General features: G+C 40.5%; 23 protein-coding genes and 1 pseudogene. 7 read left to right on the top strand and 17 right to left on the bottom strand.

Features of this window, described 5'->3' with window-relative positions; all coding sequences use genetic code 11:
* Positions 1-3: 3 nt before the first annotated feature.
* The 8 genes from V7K97_RS11995 to V7K97_RS11960 form a co-directional block, all read right to left on the bottom strand.
* The gene (locus tag V7K97_RS11995; protein ID WP_334801154.1) at positions 4-486 is read right to left on the bottom strand and encodes a hypothetical protein; all 483 of its coding nucleotides are present in this window, start codon (positions 484-486) and stop codon (positions 4-6) included.
* Positions 483-1,757: a type III-D CRISPR-associated RAMP protein Csx10 gene (gene csx10 / locus V7K97_RS11990; RefSeq protein ID WP_334801153.1), complete on the bottom strand. Its 1,275-nt coding sequence runs from the start codon at positions 1,755-1,757 to the stop codon at positions 483-485. Before csx10 ends, V7K97_RS11995 begins: the two co-directional genes overlap by 4 nt.
* Entirely contained in the window at positions 1,754-2,467 is a 714-nt protein-coding gene (locus tag V7K97_RS11985; protein WP_334801152.1) for an RAMP superfamily CRISPR-associated protein, read from the bottom strand. Before V7K97_RS11985 ends, csx10 begins: the two co-directional genes overlap by 4 nt.
* Entirely contained in the window at positions 2,464-4,854 is a 2,391-nt protein-coding gene (gene cas10, locus V7K97_RS11980; RefSeq protein ID WP_334801151.1) for a type III-B CRISPR-associated protein Cas10/Cmr2, read from the bottom strand. Before cas10 ends, V7K97_RS11985 begins: the two co-directional genes overlap by 4 nt.
* Before the next feature lie 313 nt (positions 4,855-5,167).
* Positions 5,168-5,332: a hypothetical protein gene (locus V7K97_RS11975; RefSeq protein WP_334801150.1), complete on the bottom strand. Its 165-nt coding sequence runs from the start codon at positions 5,330-5,332 to the stop codon at positions 5,168-5,170.
* Positions 5,333-5,397: 65 nt separating this feature from the next.
* Positions 5,398-5,592, bottom strand: a complete 195-nt coding sequence (locus tag V7K97_RS11970) for a hypothetical protein (RefSeq protein ID WP_334801149.1) — start codon at positions 5,590-5,592, stop codon at positions 5,398-5,400.
* A 7-nt stretch (positions 5,593-5,599) separates the two neighbouring features.
* Entirely contained in the window at positions 5,600-5,875 is a 276-nt protein-coding gene (locus V7K97_RS11965; protein WP_334801147.1) for a hypothetical protein, read from the bottom strand.
* Between the two features lie 140 nt (positions 5,876-6,015).
* Positions 6,016-6,987, bottom strand: a complete 972-nt coding sequence (locus V7K97_RS11960; RefSeq protein WP_334801146.1) for a cytosolic protein — start codon at positions 6,985-6,987, stop codon at positions 6,016-6,018.
* Positions 6,988-7,056: 69 nt separating this feature from the next.
* On the opposite strand from V7K97_RS11960, the gene V7K97_RS11955 reads away from it, so the two are divergent.
* Positions 7,057-7,785, top strand: coding sequence for a hypothetical protein (locus V7K97_RS11955; RefSeq protein WP_334801145.1), 729 nt, complete (start codon positions 7,057-7,059; stop codon positions 7,783-7,785).
* A 579-nt stretch (positions 7,786-8,364) separates the two neighbouring features.
* Here V7K97_RS11955 and V7K97_RS11950 read toward each other — a convergent pair.
* From V7K97_RS11950 to V7K97_RS11940, 3 genes and pseudogenes are all read right to left on the bottom strand, one after another.
* The gene (locus tag V7K97_RS11950; protein WP_334801144.1) at positions 8,365-8,634 is read right to left on the bottom strand and encodes an SDR family NAD(P)-dependent oxidoreductase; all 270 of its coding nucleotides are present in this window, start codon (positions 8,632-8,634) and stop codon (positions 8,365-8,367) included.
* Positions 8,622-8,813, bottom strand: a pseudogene (locus V7K97_RS11945) (PDZ domain-containing protein); the annotation flags it as partial. The pseudogene V7K97_RS11945 and the gene V7K97_RS11950, both read right to left, overlap by 13 nt.
* A 311-nt stretch (positions 8,814-9,124) precedes the next feature.
* Positions 9,125-9,631, bottom strand: a complete 507-nt coding sequence (locus V7K97_RS11940; RefSeq protein WP_334801141.1) for a DUF1993 domain-containing protein — start codon at positions 9,629-9,631, stop codon at positions 9,125-9,127.
* A 364-nt stretch (positions 9,632-9,995) separates the two neighbouring features.
* Here V7K97_RS11940 and V7K97_RS11935 point away from each other — a divergent pair, with 364 nt between their 5' ends.
* The gene (locus tag V7K97_RS11935; protein WP_334801139.1) at positions 9,996-10,163 is read left to right on the top strand and encodes a hypothetical protein; all 168 of its coding nucleotides are present in this window, start codon (positions 9,996-9,998) and stop codon (positions 10,161-10,163) included.
* 453 nt (positions 10,164-10,616) lie between these two features.
* On the top strand, positions 10,617-11,993 hold the full coding sequence (locus V7K97_RS11930; RefSeq protein ID WP_334801138.1) for an MATE family efflux transporter: 1,377 nt from the start codon (positions 10,617-10,619) through the stop codon (positions 11,991-11,993).
* A gap of 128 nt (positions 11,994-12,121) precedes the next feature.
* Here V7K97_RS11930 and V7K97_RS11925 read toward each other — a convergent pair whose 3' ends face one another.
* From V7K97_RS11925 to V7K97_RS11915, 3 genes are all read right to left on the bottom strand, one after another.
* Entirely contained in the window at positions 12,122-13,162 is a 1,041-nt protein-coding gene (locus V7K97_RS11925) for a D-alanine--D-alanine ligase family protein (protein ID WP_334801136.1), read from the bottom strand.
* Positions 13,163-13,365: 203 nt separating this feature from the next.
* Positions 13,366-13,761 carry an SET domain-containing protein gene (locus V7K97_RS11920; RefSeq protein ID WP_334801134.1) on the bottom strand — a complete coding sequence of 132 codons (396 nt, stop codon included), beginning with the start codon at positions 13,759-13,761 and terminating at the stop codon, positions 13,366-13,368.
* A gap of 348 nt (positions 13,762-14,109) precedes the next feature.
* A complete protein-coding gene (locus V7K97_RS11915; RefSeq protein ID WP_334801132.1) occupies positions 14,110-15,264 on the bottom strand; it encodes a KamA family radical SAM protein in 1,155 nt (384 codons plus the stop codon).
* A gap of 134 nt (positions 15,265-15,398) precedes the next feature.
* Between V7K97_RS11915 and V7K97_RS11910 the strand changes: the two genes are divergently transcribed.
* Entirely contained in the window at positions 15,399-15,617 is a 219-nt protein-coding gene (locus V7K97_RS11910) for a hypothetical protein (protein WP_334801130.1), read from the top strand.
* A gap of 427 nt (positions 15,618-16,044) precedes the next feature.
* Here the strand turns inward: V7K97_RS11910 and V7K97_RS11905 are convergent, their stop codons facing one another.
* Positions 16,045-16,227: a hypothetical protein gene (locus V7K97_RS11905; RefSeq protein WP_334801128.1), complete on the bottom strand. Its 183-nt coding sequence runs from the start codon at positions 16,225-16,227 to the stop codon at positions 16,045-16,047.
* Between the two features lie 119 nt (positions 16,228-16,346).
* Between V7K97_RS11905 and V7K97_RS11900 the strand changes: the two genes are divergently transcribed.
* Positions 16,347-17,156 (top strand): TraM recognition domain-containing protein, encoded by an 810-nt coding sequence (locus V7K97_RS11900; RefSeq protein WP_334801126.1) that lies wholly within the window; start codon positions 16,347-16,349, stop codon positions 17,154-17,156.
* Between the two features lie 116 nt (positions 17,157-17,272).
* On the opposite strand, the gene V7K97_RS11895 is transcribed toward V7K97_RS11900, so the two are convergent.
* Positions 17,273-17,470 (bottom strand): hypothetical protein, encoded by a 198-nt coding sequence (locus V7K97_RS11895; RefSeq protein ID WP_334801125.1) that lies wholly within the window; start codon positions 17,468-17,470, stop codon positions 17,273-17,275.
* A 37-nt stretch (positions 17,471-17,507) separates the two neighbouring features.
* A complete protein-coding gene (locus tag V7K97_RS11890) occupies positions 17,508-21,200 on the bottom strand; it encodes an NB-ARC domain-containing protein (protein WP_334801123.1) in 3,693 nt (1,230 codons plus the stop codon).
* 159 nt (positions 21,201-21,359) lie between these two features.
* Here V7K97_RS11890 and V7K97_RS11885 point away from each other — a divergent pair, with 159 nt between their 5' ends.
* Both V7K97_RS11885 and V7K97_RS11880 read left to right on the top strand, forming a co-directional pair.
* On the top strand, positions 21,360-22,373 hold the full coding sequence (locus V7K97_RS11885; RefSeq protein WP_334801122.1) for an iron-containing redox enzyme family protein: 1,014 nt from the start codon (positions 21,360-21,362) through the stop codon (positions 22,371-22,373).
* A 211-nt stretch (positions 22,374-22,584) separates the two neighbouring features.
* A complete protein-coding gene (locus V7K97_RS11880) occupies positions 22,585-23,148 on the top strand; it encodes a cupin domain-containing protein (RefSeq protein ID WP_334801121.1) in 564 nt (187 codons plus the stop codon).
* The last annotated feature ends 13 nt before the right edge of the window (positions 23,149-23,161 follow it).

The raw sequence follows: 23,161 nt of genomic DNA, 5'->3' as shown, positions 1-23,161 counted from the left end.
TTTTTATTTTTCATCTCTCATTACTTCAGTTTTTCGAGGCTCAACAACGGATAAATTTTGCTCTTTTCTTATTTTATTAAGATACAATAAATAACGTGAGCCGTAACCAAGATAGCGGCGAATAAGTTGTATCCATATATATTTTAAATCTGCGCCTGGATTAGCTGTAAAAATTTCATTAGCTCTGATTTTTAAAGAAATGTTGATATCTTGAATAATTTGAGCAGCAAGAGAATTTTTACCTCTTCCCCATTTTTCATCTCTACCAACTTGATAACAAATAAAATTTTTAATTACTTCTGGACTATCAGTTGTGTCAGCGACTCGCAGCAAATTATTAAACTGCGATTCTTCCAATTTTTTATCCTCTTTCTTATATTCACAATTATCTAAAGCGGTTTCAATTGCAATTACTAAATCATCTTCGGCTTGGCGAATTGCTTTTTGTACTTTTAGCGCTACCTTGGGGTCTAATATCTGAGTCATTTTGCATCCTCTCGAAAAACTTGATGAAATTCATTGCAAATTTCCACCTGTCCAAAACCTTCACAGGTGCGATCGCCTATTCCTTTTGCTTCTATAATTTCTAATGCTGCATACCATTTCTCTGGTTCGGTTGTGCTGAACAAGTATACAGAACCTTTATTAGTCACAAGTTCTACATCTTTCATTAATCCCCAAGCAGAATTCCAGCCAGAACGATATTCATAGCTGCTATAAGCAACGTGCATGAACAGCAATGAATCAACTTTGGCAAAATCTTTCAGCATAGCAGCTGAAACTACCGTTGTGAGTTGCCAATTTTCGCTAAGAATAGCATCAGATTGCAAATCGAGGGTGAAATAAGTTCTATCTGCCAACAAATCACCTTGAGATTGACCAAAAACAGACCAAAGTCCCCACCTAGTTTTTAATGCTTTGTTAAACTCCTCAATTCGAGATTTAATGCTTTTAGCTAGTGATTGTCCTTCGTTAACTGCGATTTTGACCTTACCTAAACCTCTGGAAGCCGAACCACCAATGCGGAAGTTGTAGGAATTTCTCTCGATGAATCTTTGAAACGCTTCAGCCAAAGTTTCATCAGGAACAACAACAAAACTGCGGAATACGACGTTATCCCATTCATCTGTCTTAGTATTTTTCAAAAAAGACTCATTCAAAACTTGCACACTGTAAAGGATTTCTTCTTCTGCGGTAGCGCGACGACGATTAATTCCGACTCGTGTTAAAAAGCGACTGGTTGCATCGTGGCTGTAATATTTATCTTTTACTTTGCTGTAAAAACTATTGTAAGTTTCGACTTGGGGGTTTGTTCCTTGTGCGATCGCTTTTGGGTCGCTGGGGTCGTAAGGTTGATTATAGGCTGCTGCACAAAAGGCATCAATGAGAGTATCAAAAACTCCATGTCCGCGACTAGAAGTAAAGCCTGGATTGGTTTTGGAACTAACAGCAGTTGCAGGTAAAACCTTGATTTGATGATTTACAGCTATCGATTTATTGTCTATTTTCGTAACTGCGGGGTAAGCATTCCCAAAAATCGCTGGATTCTCCCCTAAAAATAGAGTTTGAAAATTACCACCATCTTCCGCCAAATTTGCTGAATGCTGACCAGATAGTTGTAAAATTTGGGAAGCGATCGCACCCCGCAACACCGAACCAGAAATATAGTTTTCCACCTCGCTAACCGAACCACCGGGTTTTTGTCGTCCTGGTGCGAGGGAAGATAAAGCTGTGATAGTTAATTCCAGTCGTGTCATGATTCCGCCTTTGGTAATAAACTTAACCAAACTTCATCATCACTAGAAATTGTTGGTAGTCCCTCCCAATGCAACCATCCTAACCCCGCAGATTTGCTACCACCCAAGGCGTGAATATGATGTAAAGCTGCAACTATCAAAGGTTTGGTATAATTGGGACAATTTGGTAACAGATGAATATCTCCCTCAAAAATTAATTGAGTATTGACTGGAGAAGTTTCTAATAAATACAATTTCTTCTCCTCTGCGGTACGTCTTTTGCGGTTAATTGTCACACCAGGACGCAAAACTTCTTCTAAATCTCCTGCTGCTAAAGAACAAATTAAGTCATCAACAATCACCCGTGAAGGTAAAATAGGATCGCCAAATATTTTAGAAACAAAACAGTGATATCCTTTATAACCGAAAACTTGATAATCGTTTCTAAACTGACTTAATACCTGTTCTTTTGTGGGACAAAGTAAATTAGCGGCTGGTGCTGAAAAGATTTGCCACCCTAAACTACGCGCTAGCTTTTCGCATTCATGACGCAATCTTCCTTTGACTTGCGAGGCGGGTATGAGGAGTTGTCCTTGTGCATTGCGGACAATGGGTTTATCTGCTAATGAACCAGAGGAACCACCAGCACCCACACACAAACCAGTATCAATTACAGCGTTAAGTCGGATAGTATCAGTTTCAACGGAAGAAAGGTTGTCTAAATAAATCATTGCCTTACCTCTGGTGCAGTTGATTGTATAGATTCATCGGTATTATCTGCTGCTTCGGCAATAAATGGATACAAATCAACTAATTCTCGCCAAATAGTTTCATAGGTATATTTTTTTAGCAAAGTTAGAACTATATAGTGCGATCGGAATTCTTCTGGAGGTGAAGCTTCTAGGAAAATTAGCAGCAGTAAATTGCGGCGAATACTTGCAATATCAGACAACCAAGGTGCTATGTTTCCATTATTTGTGAGTGCATCACACCAAGCTAATTCAAATTTATCTTTTAATTCTTGTTTAGCTGTTTCATTTGTCAAGCGAATCCGAAAATAGCGATAGTTAAGGATAGCTGTACGCTTACCTCTTTCTAATAAGCTGCGAATTTGGTAAAGTTGCGATCGCGGAAATTCGGCTTGTTTAAATGCTTTAGCAGTTTCTAACAGTCCTCCCAATTCATATAACGTGTAAGGAGAAGCATAAAGTTTTAACTTGGATTCTCCATCTTTGTTTTTGATTAATCCCTGCTCTCGAAACTCCTTAATATTCGACGAAATCATCGTTACAGCTTTCATAACTAGAAAATCTACTGTTCCACCATAATATTTGTGGTCTTTCTTTAATTCCTTCGCATATTTTTTAGCCGATTTTAATAGTTGACTTACCAGCTTGTCTGCATAATAAATTGGCGTATCCTGTGCTGTGATTAACACCCCAGTTGACATACTCAACAGACATTTAGAAGCTGGTGGTATATTACCTGTAGTGTAGCGATGAGCTAATAAATTAGGTGTTGTCTGCTGTAATGAATAACGACCAGTTCTCCACAAAATATCTTCAAACTCATCACCAATAGCTTTAGAAATTTCTAAAGCCTTATTTGCTGGAACGACTAGCAATACATCATCACCACCAATAGTAATAATTTCAAAAGGATGAATCAAAACAGCTTCTTTGTTAGTTCTGCTAGATTTAGCATCAGGTGTATATTTATAAGGATGCAAATATTGAGCTAAAGCTTTGTAAACAGATTTCTCTGTAGCAGTAAAAATATCTTCACTAAAAAGCCGATAGTCTTGTGGTGTTTTAATTTTCTGACGAATATAGCCACCCATATTGTTACCATCAGCGTAGATATAAGCCACAAATCCTGATGGATTGCTTGCTGATGCAATTTCTCTTAAAGAACGTGCTTCTTCTACTAACTTTTTATTAACATCACCATAATATCGACTAGCTAATTGTTGATTATCTCCTTCATTAAGAAACTCCTTAAACTTATTTACCCAGCTAGGAATATCAAAAGGCTCCCATTCCAAGTTAGCATTGTCATACCAAGCACGAGAACTTTCACGTTTAGCAATCTCTCCTACCAAGCGTTTTCGTGCTAAAGGTTCCGACAAAAAACGGCTATTTGGAAACTCTACCTTCATTATTGCAGAACGGCGATCGCTTTCATCTCGTTGCAGATATGGATGAGTTTCAAATATCGGTGGATAGCAGCGACTTGGACGTTCTTTAGCTAGTTCTTTTTGGGGTAGTTTATTACCGTTGCGTCTTTGTGTGAATTGGTTGGCTAACTTTCCCACCAGTTCATTAAAGTTCTTGCGATTTTGGAACCTTTCAAAAGGATCGTTAACTTCTGATTGATCAAAATAAGCCCGAATTATCGGATTGTCTTGGTTCTTCTCGTACTTATCAAACCAGAAAGTATCTTCTATTTTGTCTTGCAACAAACCAAACCGAAATTCTAATAACTTAAAAGTATCGCCAACTGCACAGGAATTAGCTGTTAAAGTTTCATGGGTATAGCGTTTTTCAATAGCATTCGCTAAATCATCAACAAATGCCGCCGGACAAAATGCAAGAATACTACCACCTGTAGAATAAATAATTAATTCAGGAATTAAAGCTTTTCTTAAATTAGGAAAATTAGTATCTAACCACTGCTCGATATTCTCAACTAAACTTGAATCTTGCTTATTATAATAACCAAAAAACGCGCGTAAATCAACCAAGTTTATCCGGTCAAGGAGTGCTGAAGCACCACGAATATCAGGTAATTTCGCCGCTTCAAAAACATATTGTTTAATCTTTGTTGCACCACCATAAACCAAGCCAATGCGCGTTTTATCCTCCCAAAGTTTTAAGTAATCCTCTTTTTCTTTTAACTCATTGAGTGTTTTGGGAGTGTAGTCTTTAGGAATTTCGTAAAGTCGCTGTGCCTGTTGAACAATAGATTTTATGCTTTCTGGCACATCCTGCCCTTTTTGCAACGCCTGTTGTATTTGATGCAAGGTAGTGAGTTTATCTTGAACGAGATTGTGCTTTTCGCCCCAAGCAAGACACCAGGCTAATGCAGTAATTGTGCGTGTGTAAGAATCGTTTGTCATCGGCTTAAATCAAAGCAATGAGTGATTAGTCTCAACCTACTAGTAGTCTTATTTTCTGCTGAGATGGTTTGCTAGGAAGTAACTTTTTTATCTGTTAAGAAATTACACTACTATATACTGAGTGTCCAGTAAAAATAAAAAAATTTCGTATTTTTCCCTGGTTGGTAACGAATATTTATCTTTGGGAATAAATTTTCTCAACGTATGGACTCAAAAGTTAATTTATCTATTTTGTCAATGATCTATATCACTACGTATAACCAGCAGTATCTGATACATTCATCCCCTAGTAGTGAAGCTTTTATGCTTTAATCTACTGAGTATCTTGATGACAGTCTTCTTCTCGGCGTTCAATTTGCTTAATTTGTCTTGACAGCTTTTTATCTTCTTCTTCAAGATACCTGTCTTTATCGTCAAGTACCTTACGGAAATTTACTAAGGGACTTCCAAATAAAAAAATGTCCCAAAACTGACCCAAAAACCCTCTCTATTTCTCCTCTCTCTGTGTTCTCTGCGCCTCTGTGGTTCGTTTATTTGGATAATTTATTTCTTGGAAGTCCCTAATTCTTCTTCCTTCGTCTGAATTTCCTTAATTATTTGCTCTCTTGCTCGTTGCCTATGTTCATTGGCTAGAGTTTCTGCCTGTTCAATAATACTATCTGCTTGATTTTGGACATCAAGCTTTAACTTTTGAGCTTCCTTGATAATTTTTTGTGCTTCCGTTTGTGCGGCACTCAAATTTTTGTTAACTTCCGTTTGTGCTGCTTCTATAATTTGTTGACGTTCTACTATAATTTCCTGTTTTTTTTTCTGTTAGCCATTCCTGACGAACCATAGCTTCTAATTCTTTAAAGCCATTAATAGCTTGCACTTTCTGTTGTGCTAATTCCTGTTCTCTTGTGGCAATCTCAGCTTCTTTTGCTGCTGTTATTTCTTTTTGTTGCTCTAACTGAAATTCCAGTTCATTGATTTTGTCTTGGAGTTTATGAATATCCTGGGGCTGTGCATTAACTGTTGACACATTAGGTCAATCCTCCAAACGTTAGATGAAAATGAAGCAAACCTTTGGTTCTTGACCCTCTCCAGTTGTCAGATTGAGGCGCAGCACAGTTGACATCGCTATAATTCTTGCCTGAAACCAAATGATCAAAGTAGCGCACATCAAACTTCTGGTTGCGTGTCTGTTGTGTGCGACTGGTAAATTTGACGCAATTGTGAAACAGTACTAGCTGTATCTATCCCCTCCAAGACGGCTTCTAGCACGCTTACATCTTGGATAGATTCGATTTCGGGGAATAAATTTTGACCCGATTCACCAAATTTGAGCTTTAATCCCAAGGCTATACCTTTTAACAAAGCTTCAAGCTTACCTTTTTCAATACCAAATCGTTCAACAGAAGTAACATACTGCATACTTAAAGACTCCTCAAAATCACGATATTCTTGCCAAAATTCTGTCTCTAGTTGCGCTGGTAGAGTCATCATCCAGTCAATGAACCCGAATAAGTTAATAACATCTTCCCGTCTTAAGCCTTGTTCGTACAATCTACGCACTAAAACCAATTTCTGTTGCTTGCGCTCTATTCTATCATTGCGTGTCTCCATTGCCTTTAGATGTGCCATCACCACAGTCGCCAAAGGGTTTCGGCTGGCTTGTAATTCAGATTGACGTTGTTGATAGTCTAACAATTTGACAATTGGAAATGTGAACTCAACCGTACAGCCAAAAAGGTTGTAACCAAACCTTGATGGTCGCCAGTTTGAACGCTCATCACCCAAAACTGCCAACGATGCAACAGAGCGCTTATATCTATCGTAAATCCGGTAGTTATAAGTAAACATCCTAGCTGCAAAGTCGCTTGATTCTTGACTTTGAACTTCCAAATGTATCAGTATCCAGGATTCCTCCCCAGCAGTGCGGTATATTTTTACGAGCTTATCTGCTAGTCTTTTCCCTAGTTCTGCATCACGCACCACCTGCTCTAATTCTTTGTCCAAAAACTCAGGCTGTCGTGTCCAGTCTATTTCTCCATGTACTTGGGGGAAGAAGAACAGCATGAACTCTTCAAAATACAGTTGTAGTATCTGTTTCCACGGGCTATCAAATTCTGTCTGCGGATTTTCATTAACCATGTTGTCAAACTGGAACTAAAACATTAATATAGTACATTATTACTATAAATCTGGAGCCAATTAATTATCATGTTGCAAGTAGTTAGACAAATTAAACAGCGCAGTAAAGTTAAGCTCAAACGGAAAGATATTACATACGAGCTTTGGCGTTTGGATGATACCGAATTTAGGAAACTTCGGCAAAAAAGTCTTCCCATTAAAGATGATTATATGTTTTATATGCACTTTTATCTTTCCGAACGCGAGAACAAAAATAAACTCAATTTAGCTGAATTATATGTCTGCTTAACGCATTTGTTTGGTGATAGCAGTGATTGGATTGACGATTGGAAAGGTACTTTCTCTTTTCCACTATTATTGATTTTAGAAAAAGCACAAGGTAGATTCTTCTATTTAATCGATATTTATGACAATAGGGGTACACTCTATATCAGCTTTTACAGGATTCTGGACGCTGAGGTAGAAGGTTATGATACTCAAATACTTCGTGAACCTTTTGAAATAGAATTTTCTCGCCAAGAAATCAACTATTTCATCAGCTATTTTTATGGTTATCTTGAGGGCTGTTTTCAAAGTAGAAAGCTCTTGATACCATCTGAGCAGTTTTTCAAGAAGATTGGTTCTGAGTCTATCCTTTATGGCTATAAAGATGAGCAGTATTTTGAGGAGAAATACCAATCTCAATCAGCATATCTTGCAGCTATTGAAAGTTTAGAGTCAATTGGTATTAGTTCCATAAGTTTACAAAATATCAATGAGATTTTGCAAACCATAACTAGCGAAATAGTCGAAAAGTAACTCATAAAATTACAGTATTACTATATTCTTAACAAATTAGAGCCAAATATATGAAACAAGTAGTTAGACAAATTCGAGAACGTATTCAAGTTTAACTTGAATTAAACAATATTAAATATGAGCTTTGGAGACTAGACGATACTGAATACAGACTACTCGAAGCAAATAGTATTTATATTAAAAATAATTTTACCCTTTATCGGGAGCTTTATTTATCAGAACCTGATAACAAAGCTAATCTTAATCTTTCACAATTATTTATTACTTTAACTCGGCTGTTTGGCAATAGTATAGCGTTTCTCGACCTAGTTAGGTACACTCCTTTAGGGCACGGCAGTGCCGTGCCCCTACACCTAGCGATATAATGTTGTACCGCATCTGAATGGGAACCGCTATAGTAATTTATTTGACAGATACAAAGGCTCATTTATAGCGTTTCCTAATCAAATGAGGTACACCATATCCCCCTCTCGAAGAGCGGGGAGGGGGTTGGGGGTGGGGTTCTTGTACCTCACTCAACTGAGAACCGCTATATTTTTCCAATATTACTAATAGTTAAAAAGTCAACAGGCAATTTTTTTATTTAATGCAAATTTTTGATTCTCGCGGGTGGTTTGACATCAATCCCAATACATTGAGATTGATCATGCGTCGCCAGTCTTCTGTATCTGCACCGTCAATCAGACCTAACAGCATCACCCCTGCATTATTGATGAGAATATCAACTCTGGCAAATTTTGCATGAGTTGGGTTCACCAATGCTTCTACCTGCGCCTCATCTGAAACATCAGCAGTAATGGATAAGGCTTTCCCACCAGTACCAGTAATACGGGCTTCTAGGGCTTGCAAGCGATCGCTAACTCAACTAACACTCCACCCCGCACAACTTGTACGTTGACAGCTTTACCAATGCGATCGCTATTATTAAGCAGCGCCAGCACATCACCTGTATCGCCCACAGTTACGCCATCGAACGTTACCAAAACATCGCCAAGCAGTACACCTGCATTTTCTGCGGAGCCTAAAGCCTCAACATTAACATTGTGATATCGTCATAGCGCTGGAGAGACTCATCAGAGGTAAACCAATACTTATGCCTATAATCAATATCACTGGTCTAAACGAAATCATACTCATAACCGAACAAATATTGAATTTGATGTAGTATTAGATTTTACTAATTAATCGGCGAGATTCAAGCCAGTGTAATTACTGAGAAAGAGAAAAGGGAAATGTTGAAGAAGAAAAAACTTTTCCCCACAATGCCAAGAAGTCTATTTTTTACTAACCCAAGTAAGATCGAAAATTCTCGAAAAAATTGCGTTAGATATTGCTCTGATTAAGGCTGACCAAGAAAGTCTCCTTTGCCAAGTTCTACACCGCAGTGCCTAAGAATATCATACGCTGTTGTGACATGGAAATAAAGGTTTGGTAAAACAAAATATAGGAGAAATGGCATTCCTTGAAAAGAGAGAGTGTTGTCACGCATCTGTAGGGTAATTTCTCTCTCTTCTGAACCGTCAATTTGCTCAGGTTTAAAAGTATTTAAATGAGAGATAGTTTTTTGAATGCGATCAATAAGTTGAGGAAATGTAGTTTCATTGTCCTCGAATTTAGGTGGTTCTATTCCTGCTAACCGTGCGACACCTCTATTTACTATGTCAGAGGCAATTTGCACTTGTTTTGATAATGGAAACATATCTGGCGATAGACGACTATTAATCAACACAGAAGGATCTATTTTTTTAGTTTCTGCATAAGCAGCACCTTTTTCAAGAATGTTTGTAAGGTTATTCAGTGTGCGAATAGACACCGGTATTAAAGCTTGGTACATTGAAATGGTCATTGAGATTTCTCCAGAAAAAGTTCAAACGACTTTGAGCCGCCCCATCTAATATTAGGGGGTATTGACTGTGATATTGTGTCAAAGAATATGGAACCTAATTTCAGTAAATCGCAAAGTTTTTTCAAAGGCGATCGCTAGCCATATAGCGTTTCTCGACCTAGTTAGGTACACTCCTTTAGGGCACGGCACTGCCGTGCCCCTACACCTAGCGATATAATGTTGTACCGCATCTGAATGGGAACCGCTATAACCCAAGTACAGTTAAGTAGCAATAAATACCGATAATATTAGATAAAGTTATGAATTGTAATATAAGGTTTAAAAAATGAAAAAATAAAGGATATTAGTCATGAAATGAAAGCCAATGACTTTATCAAAGCAGCTAGCCCTGACCGATTCAGAAACTCTTGAAGAGGTTCTGATTTGTTTGACTGAAAATATTTCGATTGAAACACAAGGAGCTTGTGACCAGAAAACTACTGAATCTGGTATCCATCAAGCAAAAGTACCCATAAGTAAAGCAACCGCTTGAAGACACGCCTGAATCGTCGTAACACCGCAACCAGCGAAAAGGCTGACTACGCTGGAGCCAAAAGACAAAGGATAAAGAATTGGCGAATTTTCTCTCCACCAATCTGCACTTATTCTAAACCCGGCGAACAGTGTCACTCTAAAGGTACATAAAATGGTCATTCGGAACGAAGTAACCTCTCGTATGCCCTCAAGGTGGTCGAATCCTTGAGTAGGTGCTAACCGTATGCAACGAGTAGGAGAGATTGAGAAAAAAGCAAAAGCCCTGGGTAATGCCAAGGATAGGCTGACGTTCTCACGGTGATTTGGAAGATAAAGTTTCCATTAGGAGTACAAATGTCCAATACGAGTCGCTATTAGTTGTGTATACTCAAAACGGCTGATTGTTGGACTTTTGCCTGTCTTAATATATTAAGTGTTAGTTTTTTCGCAACCTCCTTAATTTTCGTGCCCAATGGAGTTAACTTCAAAAGAATTTAAATCAGAACTGATATTAGAAGTCCAAGCCTGCCTGCAATTGGCAGTTCCTTTAGTAATTACTCAAATATTAGAAGCGGGCATTCCTTTATTGGATGGGGTAATGATGGGCTTACTTAACAGCCGAGCTTTAGCTGCGGGTGCTTTAGGGGCTGTTGCCTTTTCTACTCTAGCTTCCATTTGTCGTTCTATTCTTTCAGCTGCGGGTGTGAGTGTCGCAACTGCTTTTGGTGCAGGAAAAATAGACCAAGTTAGCCGTGCTACCGGTCAAGGAATTTGGTTAGCTGTGACAATGTGCTTACCTGTGATGTTTATTATTTGGCACTTTGACTATATCTTGCTGCTAACTGGTCAAGAAGAAAGCAATGTATTATTGGCTCAAACCTATTTGCGGTCTATTGTTTGGGGTTTTCCGGCTGTCCTCGGTTTTTGTATCTTAAAAGAAGTTAGCTCTGCCCTCAATCGCCCCCAATTCCTAACAGTAATTACGGTGTCTGGACTATTATTGAATGCGGCTGCTAATTACGTGTTAATGTTCGGCAAATTTGGTTTACCAGCCCTGGGTTTAGCTGGTATCGGTTGGGGAAGCACACTCATTTTTTGGCTAAATTTTATCGCCGCCGCCAGTTGGATTTGCTTCGATAACTACTTTAAAGACTACCAATTTTATTCCGCCCTGCATCACTTCGATAAAGATATGTTTATGGATATCTTCCAAACTGGATGGTTCTTGGGATTGCAGTATGGAGCAGAAATCGGAGTATTCACTGCCACTGCTTTAATGATGGGGTGGTTTGGGACAGAAACTTTAGTAGCCCATGAAATTACCGTTGAGACAGAAAATTTTGTCGAAACGGTTTCTATAGGTATTTCCTATGCCGTCACCATGAGAGTAGGACAGTTGAGGGGACAAAATGATCTCAAGGGTGCAAGCCGAGCGGGATTTGTCTGCATTGCGCTTGTGACTCCCTTTGTGAGCATTGTGGCACTAATTTTTTGGCTGTTTCCAAAGTATATTGTGGCAATGTTTTTGGATACCGGCAATCTAGATAATATCGAGATAGTTAAAACGGCAATTTCTTTTCTAGCTGTAGGGGCAATAGTCCAGATATTTTATTCTATTCAGACTATTGCTGCTGGTGCTTTGATCGGGTTGAAAGATACCCAAATACCAACGTTAATCACTATGTTTGCGTACTGGGGAGTAGGTTTAGGTGGGGGCTATATCATGGCATTCCCTTTCGGCTGGGGTGCTATAGGTTTATGGTTGGGTTTAGTACTAGGGCTACTCATGGGTGCAGTGCTTTTAACTGGGCGTTTTTATCTTTTGACTTCTGAGATTGAGTCTGCTTGAACAGCCCTAAAAACCAATACGCTTGGGTTAAGGGCTACTGGCAACAATTTTGGGTTTTCGAGACGCGATAAATCGCCGTCTCTACAAGTGTTTTGTTGCTGATTCTGAACTGTATTACTCTAAAAACTTCAACATTTGTACCTTTGCCATGCAGATTCGACTATTTCAGCAATGATTTCTTTGTATGTCACACCACCCAAACGTCCCATAATTGGCAAGTCTGAGCGGATATGGTGTAGCCCTGGCAATGGGTTAACCTCCATAAACTGCAACACACCGCTAGCATCACAGCGTAGATCCACACGGGCAGCGTCACGGCAACCAAGAGTATGGTAAGCATCCAGCGCCAGTTGCCTTGCCTGTGCTGCCAGTGGTTCGGGATCTATGACCAAACGATAAGATACCCGTTCCAGATACTCATCCTTGTTGAGGGTGGTATAGGCGGAGGTTTCTGCTTGATCTGTAAAAATTACTTCCATCACACCTACTACCCGTGAGTTGCTGCCGTTGCCAACAATACCCGCTGTCATTTCTCTACCGGGAAGAAAGGTTTCTACCAGTATGGGTTGCTGAAAAAGTTCGCGTAACACTTGATAAGTATTTACTAGCTCTTCGCGTTCTTTGACAAGAGAACGCCCTGTTATCCCTTTAGAACTGCCTTCGGCCACAGGTTTGAGAAAAAGGGGCATTGGCAGCGATACGGCTGCGGCTTCGGCGGTGGTACTCACCACTTCAAAGGGAGCTGTAGGCAAACCGCGATCGCGCACTATTCTTTTAGCAAGTGCTTTGTCTAGGGTTAAAGCGCAGGTAAGCGGGTCGGAAAAGGTGTAAGGTTGAGCGAATAATTCACAAACCGCCGGGACTTGGGCTTCACGAGAACGACCCTTCAAACCCTCAGCAATATTGAAAACCAGATCCCAGCGATCGCCCTTTACCAAACGCACAGCAAGTTCTCTACCATTGCCCACACGTTCAACCTGATGACCTAACTGAAATAACGCATCTTCCAACCCGATGATAGTTTCTTCGTCGTCAAACTCCATCACCTCAGAGGCACTGAAACCAGCCTGAAGGTAATCTGCCTTCAGGTCATAACACAGACCAATTAATAACCCCATAGCCCGATAATTCCCAGTGAGAAAGCTTTTGCTGTTAGCCTTAATGTCCAAATCAAGTGTCTTAATTGAGGAACTCCCATTAAGTAAGTCGGTGAGAAAAATTCAATGTATATGAAGAAATATAAATTAGCTGTAGGGTGTGTTATGCCTTATAGCAACGCACCTGAGATTGTTGACGGTGCGGCGCTTGGCGACAACACACCCTACATGAAAATTCCTTAACATAGCTGGAAATATTAGCACCGACTTACTTACTAAATCTTCAATGGAGTCGAAGATAGCTCATCAACAACATCAAACCATATAGGAGATTTATCTTCAGGAGAACCGTTGTAGTTGGCAGTCATTTCTTCTCCCGCTTCTATATCTTGGTAGGCAATATATTCCACTTCTCCTTCAGCGAATTTTTTCACATAGTAAGTATTGGGATAGTAAGAATGATTAATCAGGGACACTAAACCGAAAGCGACGGCCGCCGCTTTCTCTTCCCAATCGTAGTAATAGTTACCCAAAGTTGTCTTATCTAGCAATTCAACCTGTTCTGCGGGTATAACAATAATTGGCGCTTTCTCAATGAGTTCTCCTTTCAAAAAGCGCTTCTGTGCGAAAATACCTCGACCTTTTATGTTTGCATTACCAACAATCAACATTCCAATTAATCTCCGGCAATTACTTAGTTTTTTGGTTTGCGATAATAGACATAGGAGTGAAAATTAATTCTGCGTTGCTCGAAATCCTTGGTAGGGACAATTCATGAATTGTCCCTACGTCATTTTCACTCTTATGTCTAATCTAAAAGAATCATTCAACTGGCTCTTTTAGATAATGGCGATCAACTCATATACAAATATATAGTGTTACCTCTACTCCACCTGACTTTTCACGGGATCTGGAAAATCTCTCTCTAAATCTCTCTCCTTTTAGGAGAGAGACTTTGAATTTTCATCGGGAAGGGGGTTAGGTGTTTCGTGGCTTTTCCACATAACGTGAAAAGTCAGCTACTCCACTGGATCTATATAAGTGTATGTCTTACCTGCCCAATTTTGCACTGTCGCTGTGCCCTTCTCATAAGCAAGTAGAGTCTGGGCTTGAATTGGGACTTTGCCACCACCGCCAGGGGCATCAATCACATAGGTTGGTACAGCGTAGCCTGTGGTATGACCACGCAATTTAGAAATTAAATCAAGGCCAGTTTGAACACTCGTTCGTAGATGTGCGGTGCCAACAACTGGATCGCATTGGTAAAGATAATAGGGTCGCACCCGCAGCTTGAGAAGACCGTGAAACAGATTCTTCAGGGCTTTTTCAGAATCATTTATACCTTTTAATAGCACAGTTTGACTGCCTAGAGGAATGCCGCCATCAGCTAGGCGATCGCAGGCTTGTGCCACTTCTGGGGTAAGTTCCCGTACATGACAAAAGTGCAAAGACAGCCACACCCGATGTTTACGCAGCAAAGCAACCAGTTCTGGTGTAATTCGCTGCGGCAAAAAACTCGGCACGCGAGAACCAATTCGGATAAATTCAATATGCTTAATGGCACGTAGCCGCCTAAGCAAATTGTCTAAGGGTTCATCAGCCATCAATAGAGGATCGCCACCAGAAATTAGCACATCACGGATCTCCGTGTGTTCCTCTAGGTAAGCCGCGATCGCATCCAACCGACGGGTTACTGGGTACATCTCACCTTGGCTCACCAAACGAGAGCGGGTGCAGTAACGGCAATAAGCAGCGCAAGTATCTAGGGCAAGGAGCAACACGCGATCGGGGTAGCGGTGTACAAGTCCTGGTACTGGAGTGTCGTGATCTTCACCACATGGATCTACCATGTCTGCGGTACTAACTATTAGTTCTTCTTCCCGTGGAATCACTTGTAACCGTAGTGGGCAAAGGGGATCTTCTGGATCGAGTAGTGATGCAAAGTATGGGGTTACAGCTACAGCAAACTTCTCTGGGGCGATTAAAAGTCCCTGTTCTTCGGTAGCACTAAGCCTTAATAACTTCTGAAAGTGTTCCAACTTAGTCAACCGATGCCGCATTTGCCAGCGCCAATCGTTCCAGCGTTCTTGATTGTAAGTCTCTCCCAAAATCTGACAAATTTCTTCATATCGAATATCCGTTACTAGAGGATCTAAAGTAATGTTTTTGACCATGATTAGAACTAAATTAACCTGAGAATAATAAACCAATCACAGCCTAGCCCGCATTTTTCATAAGTCCTGCGATCGCGCTCGTCACAATCTATACCCAGAAGATGTTTCGGGCATTTTTTACAGATTATTTTTTGATGCAGTGTCAAAAACCAGAATATAAATTTTATTCCGCCACTAAACTCCAGAATGGCGTAGAGGCTTCTTCGGCTTGTCGCCAGTACACTCAAGAACTGGATTACAGCGATCGCTTTTGCAATGTTTTTGTCAACTTCAGCAGGTCAGCTTTACCGTGTTATTACGTACACAAATCGGATATATTTATTCAGGTAAGGATTTTGGTGTGCGATCGCTAGTCCTGAGTCTGACTTTTCACCTTATGTGGAAAAGCCGCGAAAAACCTAACCCCCTAACCCCCTTCCCTACGTTCGCGTAACGGCACGAAGTTAAAGCAAGAGACGCGATAAATCGCCGTCTTTACAATAATCAGTCCTTTGTAGAGACGGCGATTTATCGCGTCTTTGCTAGGGCGTATCATCAAAAAACCTTATCCGAACCGTATTGGGAAGTCCCTTAGTAATAGCCAAAAATCGTCGGGTAAATCGGGATTGGGAGGCCTTAATAGAACGCGCAGGTAAACATCCAAATGCAGCACCCAAACCGTAATTTGTGCCAAACGGAATGAGTTTGCGAAACATTGGCTACATACGTAAAATCATAAAATTTTAAACACTTTAATATTTAATTACGTAAATTCACGTAAGACATTCAGCTTGTTTCCGATTATAAATAAATAGCGAAAATACTCAAATCTAGCCACACATTAACTAAATAAAACTGAAATTTATTCAAAGTATACAGAGCATCTGCGTGTTTATTAATGGCATTGGTAATAATTTCTGCCCTATCATTTGGAGATAAACCGAATAACCGAATTAACACCACACCTGCTGCAATTCGACGCACTTGAGTTTTGGTATTAGCTTTGGGATTAGAAGCAGCAGTTTTGGCAGTAGATTGATTGGAGCGATTAGAGTTGTTTGAAACCCTAGATTTAACCTCTGGCTAGCATTGACTTTGGCAAGTTGTTTCAACAGTATAACAATCCCCAAGGTTGGATGATGGTAGGTGGAATACTGTTCGTTATACTGTTGTTGCAAATCAGTGGTACTGGTAATAAGCTAGACCGTTTACCTCAATGGATTAATGAATATCGTTCCAATGGTGCCTGCTTTATTCTGGGTATCCAAAGTTTAGAGCAACTTTACGATATTTATGGGGATAAAATGGGGAGTGCGTTAGCGAAGCTCACCGAAGGTATCGCTTCTGCTTGTAGTACCCATGTTCTGTTCAATCCTGGTAACTACAAAACGGCTGAGGATTACTCAAAGCGTTACGGTGAGAAGGAAGTGCTGATTAAAAATCGTACCACAGGGCGTAGGCGTAGCCCGCCGCAGGCATCGCTTGGCGGACAAATGAGCCGTTCAATTAGCTGGAGTGAGAATTTGCAAACAATGCCTGTAATCAGTGCTGACGAAATTTTGAAATTTCCTCAAGGCAAGTGCGTAATTACCAGTCCTGGTTACAGTTCAGAGGGAGAAGCTTCTATTCCTTATCCTTTAATTATTCCAGTGTCCAAAGCCGATGAAAAACGGGCGCATGATAGTGAGGCTCTTTGGGACACACAAGTTAAACCTGCTTTGTCAAGTCAAGTGATAATTCCTGATATTAAAACGCTCACCCAAGCATTACATGAACGGATTGAGTCAGCAGCGCGGATGTTGCCATTACCAGAGGAAGATGTAGCACCTGCACATGAGTCTAGTAACAGTGAAACTGATGTTTTAGAAAATTTCCCAGCACGAGTTTATCAAACACCCGGATTGCAAGGATAAGAGGCTGGTAGCTTTTAATAAGCGAAATTGCGATCGCCATTCAAAAACCAAAAACTCTAACTACAAAAATGCGATCGCTATTTTGTGCTAGTTTTGGTACTTGTTTCAGAAGCAGGCTATAAGCCTCTATCTGTTCCTGGAGAGCGATCGGATTCTACTGTTATTTCAGGAGCTTTTTTAGTTCCTTTACTTTCTACTTTGATATTTTGATGACTTGATGCATCAGATTCAATGTCAGCGCCTCTATCTATTGCTGGAAAATGATCAGATTCTACTGTTATTTCAGGAGTTTTTTTAGGTTCTTGATTTTCCATACCGTTTTTTGCACCCAAATTGTATAATAATTAACCCTTATGTGAGAATAATAGCATCTTCTTCTCTGTCTACTGCACCAAGAGCTTTCAATGTGTTTTTCTGAGGTGTTGTTAAACCACTTGCATTTTTAATATTCATACCTTCATAGGGTCTATCAATTCTGATGGTTTTTAGGCATTTGCCTGTTTCAACATCCCAAAGCTTCATGGTTTCGTCCTCGCTACTACTAACTAACACCGGGCTATTAGGACTAAAGGCAATTGACCGTACAGCTTTGTGGTGTCCCTGAAATGTTTTGAGAACAATACCTGTACTGGTATCCCACAATTTAACAGTCTGGTCGTCACTGCCACTAGCTAAAATCTTGCCATCTAAATTAAAGGCAATTGTTCTAACTCGATATGTGTGACCTTTCAACGTTTGTAGACATTGCCCCGTATTAACATCCCACAACTTAATAGTCCGGTCTCCACTGGCACTAGCAAGGATATCTGCACGGAGATTGAACATAACAGATAAAACCCAATCACTGTGTTCTGACAAGGTTTGTAAACAAATTCCTGTACTTACATCCCAAAGTTTGATAGTGTTGTCATAACTACCGCTTGCTAAGATTTTACCGCAGGGACTGAAAGTAATTGTTTTTACTTCATGAATATGTCCTTGCAAGGTATGCAGACATTCTCCCGTATGCCAGTCCCAAAGCTTTACCGTTTGGTCACGACTGCCACTTGCTAAAATTTGTGCATCTGGACTGAAGCTAACAGAATGTACCCAACTATCATGTCCCCAAAGTGTTTGTAAACACTCTCCTGTACTTGCATCCCAAAGTTTGATAGTTGTGTCGTCGCTGCTACTTGCCAGAATCTGACTTTTTCGCTGCTTCCCAATATCTTCAGATAACGTTATGCTTTTCCCACCTGTATAACCATCTAAGTCTTTGGAAGCAAAAGTAACTGATGATACCAGATTAGTATGCCCTTGTAAGGTTCGCAGGTATTGTCCTGTCTTCACATCCCACAATCTCACCCGTTGGTCTTGGCTACTACTCGCCAACATTTGACCATCTGAACTAAAAGCAACGGATAATATCCAATTAATATACCCATCCACTGTTCTCAAACATTGTCCAGTGCGGATATCCCATAACTTCATGGTTTGGTTTTCACTAATACTCAGCAAGCTTTGGCCATCTGGATTAACAGCAACCAACCAAATACGTGAAGCGTTGCTATCACCTGTAGGTGAATCACTATTCTCATACAAAGTTTGCAGACATTTTCCTGTAAAGACATCCCATATTTTAACAGTTTTATCCTCGCTCCCCGTCACCAGTGTTTGACCATCTGGGCTGAAAGCAACTGCCCACACATGACTGTTGTAATCTGGTAATATATTTAGGCATTCACCACTGGCTAAATCCCAAAATTTTACCGTTGTGCGATCGCTTCCTGTTGCCAGTGTTTGCCCATCTGGGCTAAGAGCAATAGATAACACCCAATTGATGGGGATTACTAGGACTCGCAGGCAAGAACCTGTATTTACATCCCACACTCTCACAGTTTCGTCTTCACCCCCAGTGACCAAAGTTTGTCCATTGTCAGTGAAAGTAGTAAAAATTACCCGATTGCTATGCCCTAACAAAGTTTGCAGACATTCACCAGTTTTGACATTCCACAATTTTACCGTTTGGTCGTTGCTACCACTGGCTAAAATTCCTCCATCTGGACTAAAAGCCAGGGATTGCACCCAACTTGTATGACCTCGCAGAGTTTTCAGACATTGCCCAGTTTTGACATTCCACAATTTTACCGTTTGGTCGTTGCTACCACTGGCTAAAATATCTCCATCTGGGCTAAACCTAAGTGATTGTACCCAAGCAGTATGACCATTACAGGTAATAATTTGTTTGATGTTTGCAACAGACCATAACCAAATCTCATTATCAATGCTTGTTCCTAATAGTTTTCCATCTGGGCTAAAAGTCGCTGCTAAAACACCCCCTAAAGTTCGAGTCAAAGCAGACTTACTCAGATCCGCATTGGTGAAGTTAACTCGATGCAAATTCATATCCTGTAGGTAAGCTTGCCAAACTGTTAAGTTAGAAAAATCATAGCCACTCAGATCAATATTAAGCTGCCAGAGTAAATTGAGAATATTACCACCCGCATATCCTGGTTTTCGAGGGGCAAAAGACTTCAGCTTTGATAAGAGTTGATTCAAATAGTTTTGCACATTTTCTGGGACACCAAAAAGGTTTAGTAATTTATCTGCAATGGGCTTGAGGAGGAGCCGAATTTGTGCATTTCTCACATAATCTTTGGCAGTAGCTCTGATTAATGCACAACTATCAAATAGGGCTATTTCTCCAACTTGAATTTCTTGACAAATCTGCTCAACTAAGCTGTTGATAACATACTCCATCACCACTGGTTGTTGAGTAAAATTTCCAGCAGTCTTCTCAATTAGTGAGCGCAATTGTAGAGATTCTAAAGTTTCTAACAAATCTCTGAGTGAAACAGCAGGAATAATGTCCTCTTGTAAATCCCTAAATGATACCCATTCTCGATTAATTGTCAGCCAGTACATTACTTGTTGTTCTAAAGTTGATAATCGATGAAACTGCTGGTCAAGTAAGTCCGAAATATCACCAAAAACAATGGTTCCTTGTTCTAAAAACTGAGCAACATTTCCGTCAAATAACTCATGAATAGTAGTTGCAACAATCTTCAACGCTAAAGGATTGCCTGCATACAACTCTACCAACGATTGACATTCATTTTCTGAAACCGAAAAGCCTTTTTCTGCGAGAATTTTCTCGCCTTCTCCCCCTGTTAAGCCAGATAACCTCAGTGAACGAATCGGAGAATTGATACCTTCTTTAATCCTAATTTCTCTGGGTTTCTCCCTACTGGTCAACACTAGACAACTTTGATGGTCAGTCTCTCCCAAACTTCTGAGCAGTTCTCCATATCCTTCATACCCTTGGCGATATGCTCCTGCACGTTTGTCACTTGATAAAATTGACTCTACATTATCTAAGACTAATAAACAACGCTCTGCACGCAAATATTCTATCAAACAACAGATTTTATCGTCTAAGTTCTCTGGTAAAGTTGTTTCTTGCTGATGGGACAAAAACTTAATTAGGTTGTTCAAAAGCTCATGAATTGGTGGCGCATTACGCAGACTTCGCCAAATCAGGTACTGAAATTCGGTTTGCAAAAGCTGCGCTAATTTTACAGACAAAGCTGTTTTACCAATTCCACCCATACCGATTAAAGTAATCAGTCGGCAATGGTCATTAATAATCCATTGTTTCAGCGTAGCTAATTCTTCGGTGCGCCCGTAGAAAACTGAGACATCAATCGCCTCTCCCCAGTTTTGATAATTATTAGTGGTTACTGCTCCAGTCTTTTTATCTTGATCTACAGTCTGGGATGGCAGTTCCAAATCCAAATCAGCGATTTCTCTCCACGACAGTGCCAACTTCTGACAAAGTTCTTCAAACGTTACATAGTCAACTGGCTTACCTGTGAGAAAGTTGCTGACTGTAGCTAAAGCCAACCCTACATCAAAAGCCAAAGCTCTTTGGCTGGGAAAGCCGTTACGTTTGACTGCCAGTTTGACTTTCTGAATGAACTGCTGACGAACCCTAAGCGACCTTGGCATGGCTCGTTTGATTACGACTTGATGAATTTTACCACTAATGCGTTCAAAGTCAGTCACAACTCAGAAATAAGTCAGTAATCCTCAGGCGGTAAGCCAGTATGCAGTGGGTTTTGATAAATATATCAGGTTCAAACCAAAGGGAACTCAATGGCAGCTTGATAACCATAGTTCCTAAAAAATAGAAATTCACATCGATTTTACCAAGGAAGAAAGAGAATGTTGAAATTGAATTACTCTGAAAAATTATCAGTCAAATCTAACTTAGTACAGACCAATTCCTGGGAAGTGCTTAAACAGTATGTATATCCCATCGAGCAAGTCGAAAATTTGGCACATGAAGCTTTTCAAAATAAAGGAGGTCTGGCTTGGCGAAAAATTCAGTTCCTTTTATTTGACATGAACTTGCGCTTAATGCGAGAGGGATTTGGGTTAGCAACTCCCCGCTTCCTCAGAGAATGGGAAGTTCGGCACCTGATTGAGCAAGTTGAGCAGCAATATTTACCCCAAGAGCAACTCCCCACTGAACTCGATTGCGTTGAAGTTTTCATGCCGTGGCTAAAAGAGCAGATTAGCCAGCATCGTGTCAACCACCATCCACTATTTAAGTTGTTCGATCGCGATGATTTGAGCGATGAAGAAGTCCGCTACTTCCTTGCCAATTACCGAGTCAACATGCAACGCTTTCACCTGCACGTTGCCGCCTTCAGCCTGATTGTGCCTTTTGAGATGCGCGAAGAACTTTATCACAATCTCTATGACGAGTTTGGTCAGGGGGATTTCGCCCAGGCTCACCCCAATTTATTTGAACCCCTAATGGATTACTTCGGTGGAGCATGCTCCGAAGATATTAACCCAGAGACTTGCCACTTGCTCAATACCAAGATTAACCTCTGCTGGTTTGCCGATGGACTTCATTACGGCATTGGCGGGATGGGAGCTTTAGAATTGGCAATTCCCCTCCAACAGCGCCGAGTTTTGGCACACCTGCGCCGTCGCGGTTTGAGTGAAGAGATGGTGAAATTTTTTGTCGTTCATTGCGAACTTGATGAAGACCACGGTGAGGGGTGGTTTGCTGCCGGAAAACCCTATATACACACCTCTCTTGACTTGCAAAAGGTGTTCTCTAGTGCAATGCGGATGCTGGAAGCCAGAGCCGGAGTTTATGACGGCATTCTCAAGGGCATTTTAGAAACCCGTAACCAAGCCAATAAAGGACTCTCCGTCGCTTGAATGGAGGATGTTTGAAAAGTATTGTTGGTAACAGCAATACCTCCCAAACCTAACCCCCTGAGTAAGCCTTCTCTATGAAGAAATGGGGGTTTCAAAGCCTCTCTCCTGAAGAGGGAAATGAATGGAAGCGGGGTTTTAAGTCTGACTTTTCAAACATCCTCTTAGCCAAGAACAAAGAAAGATTCAATTAATTTAAATAAAGAGCAAGCAAATGTTAAAGAACAACCAAAAGTCAAAAATACCCTCATTGGGATACAACGACACAAACAAAAGTGATGCCCCAATTCCAAGAAAAGGCCAATTGATGAGCAATGGGCAAGTAAAGTTCGACCCATTCCCATACAATTCCATCAACGACAGGGTAATTAAGTTTCTGGGCATGGAAAATGTTTCCTTACCCGATGATCTTGAGTTCGTACCTTATCAACCAGAGATTAGAAAAGGTGTTGGAATTCACACAATATTTAGTCTGGTAGATCAAGACCTGCAAGGTCCCGATGCCGCAATTCTTAAATATGAGGCAGGCGCATTTGTTGCCTTGCATGAACATATAGGATATGAAATGGTCTTAGTGTTAACTGGGGATTATATAGAGAATGGTGTCACATTCTTGCCCGGATCGTTAATACTTCGTTCACCAAGCACTTTTCATACAATGGCTTCCATCAATGGCTGCACCATTTTGGCTACGCGTTATATCAAGGTCAAGCAGCGGCCTGATTTGTGGAACGAGTTTGCTTCAGGCAACGAAGATGTTAAGCCTGTTTCAGGATAGTCATTAGTGGGAA

This window comes from Nostoc sp. (genome assembly GCF_036917815.1).
Lineage (GTDB): Bacteria > Cyanobacteriota > Cyanobacteriia > Cyanobacteriales > Nostocaceae > Nostoc.
Note: the sequence above shows the minus strand (reverse complement) of the source record. Positions and strands in the feature narration are given on the sequence as shown.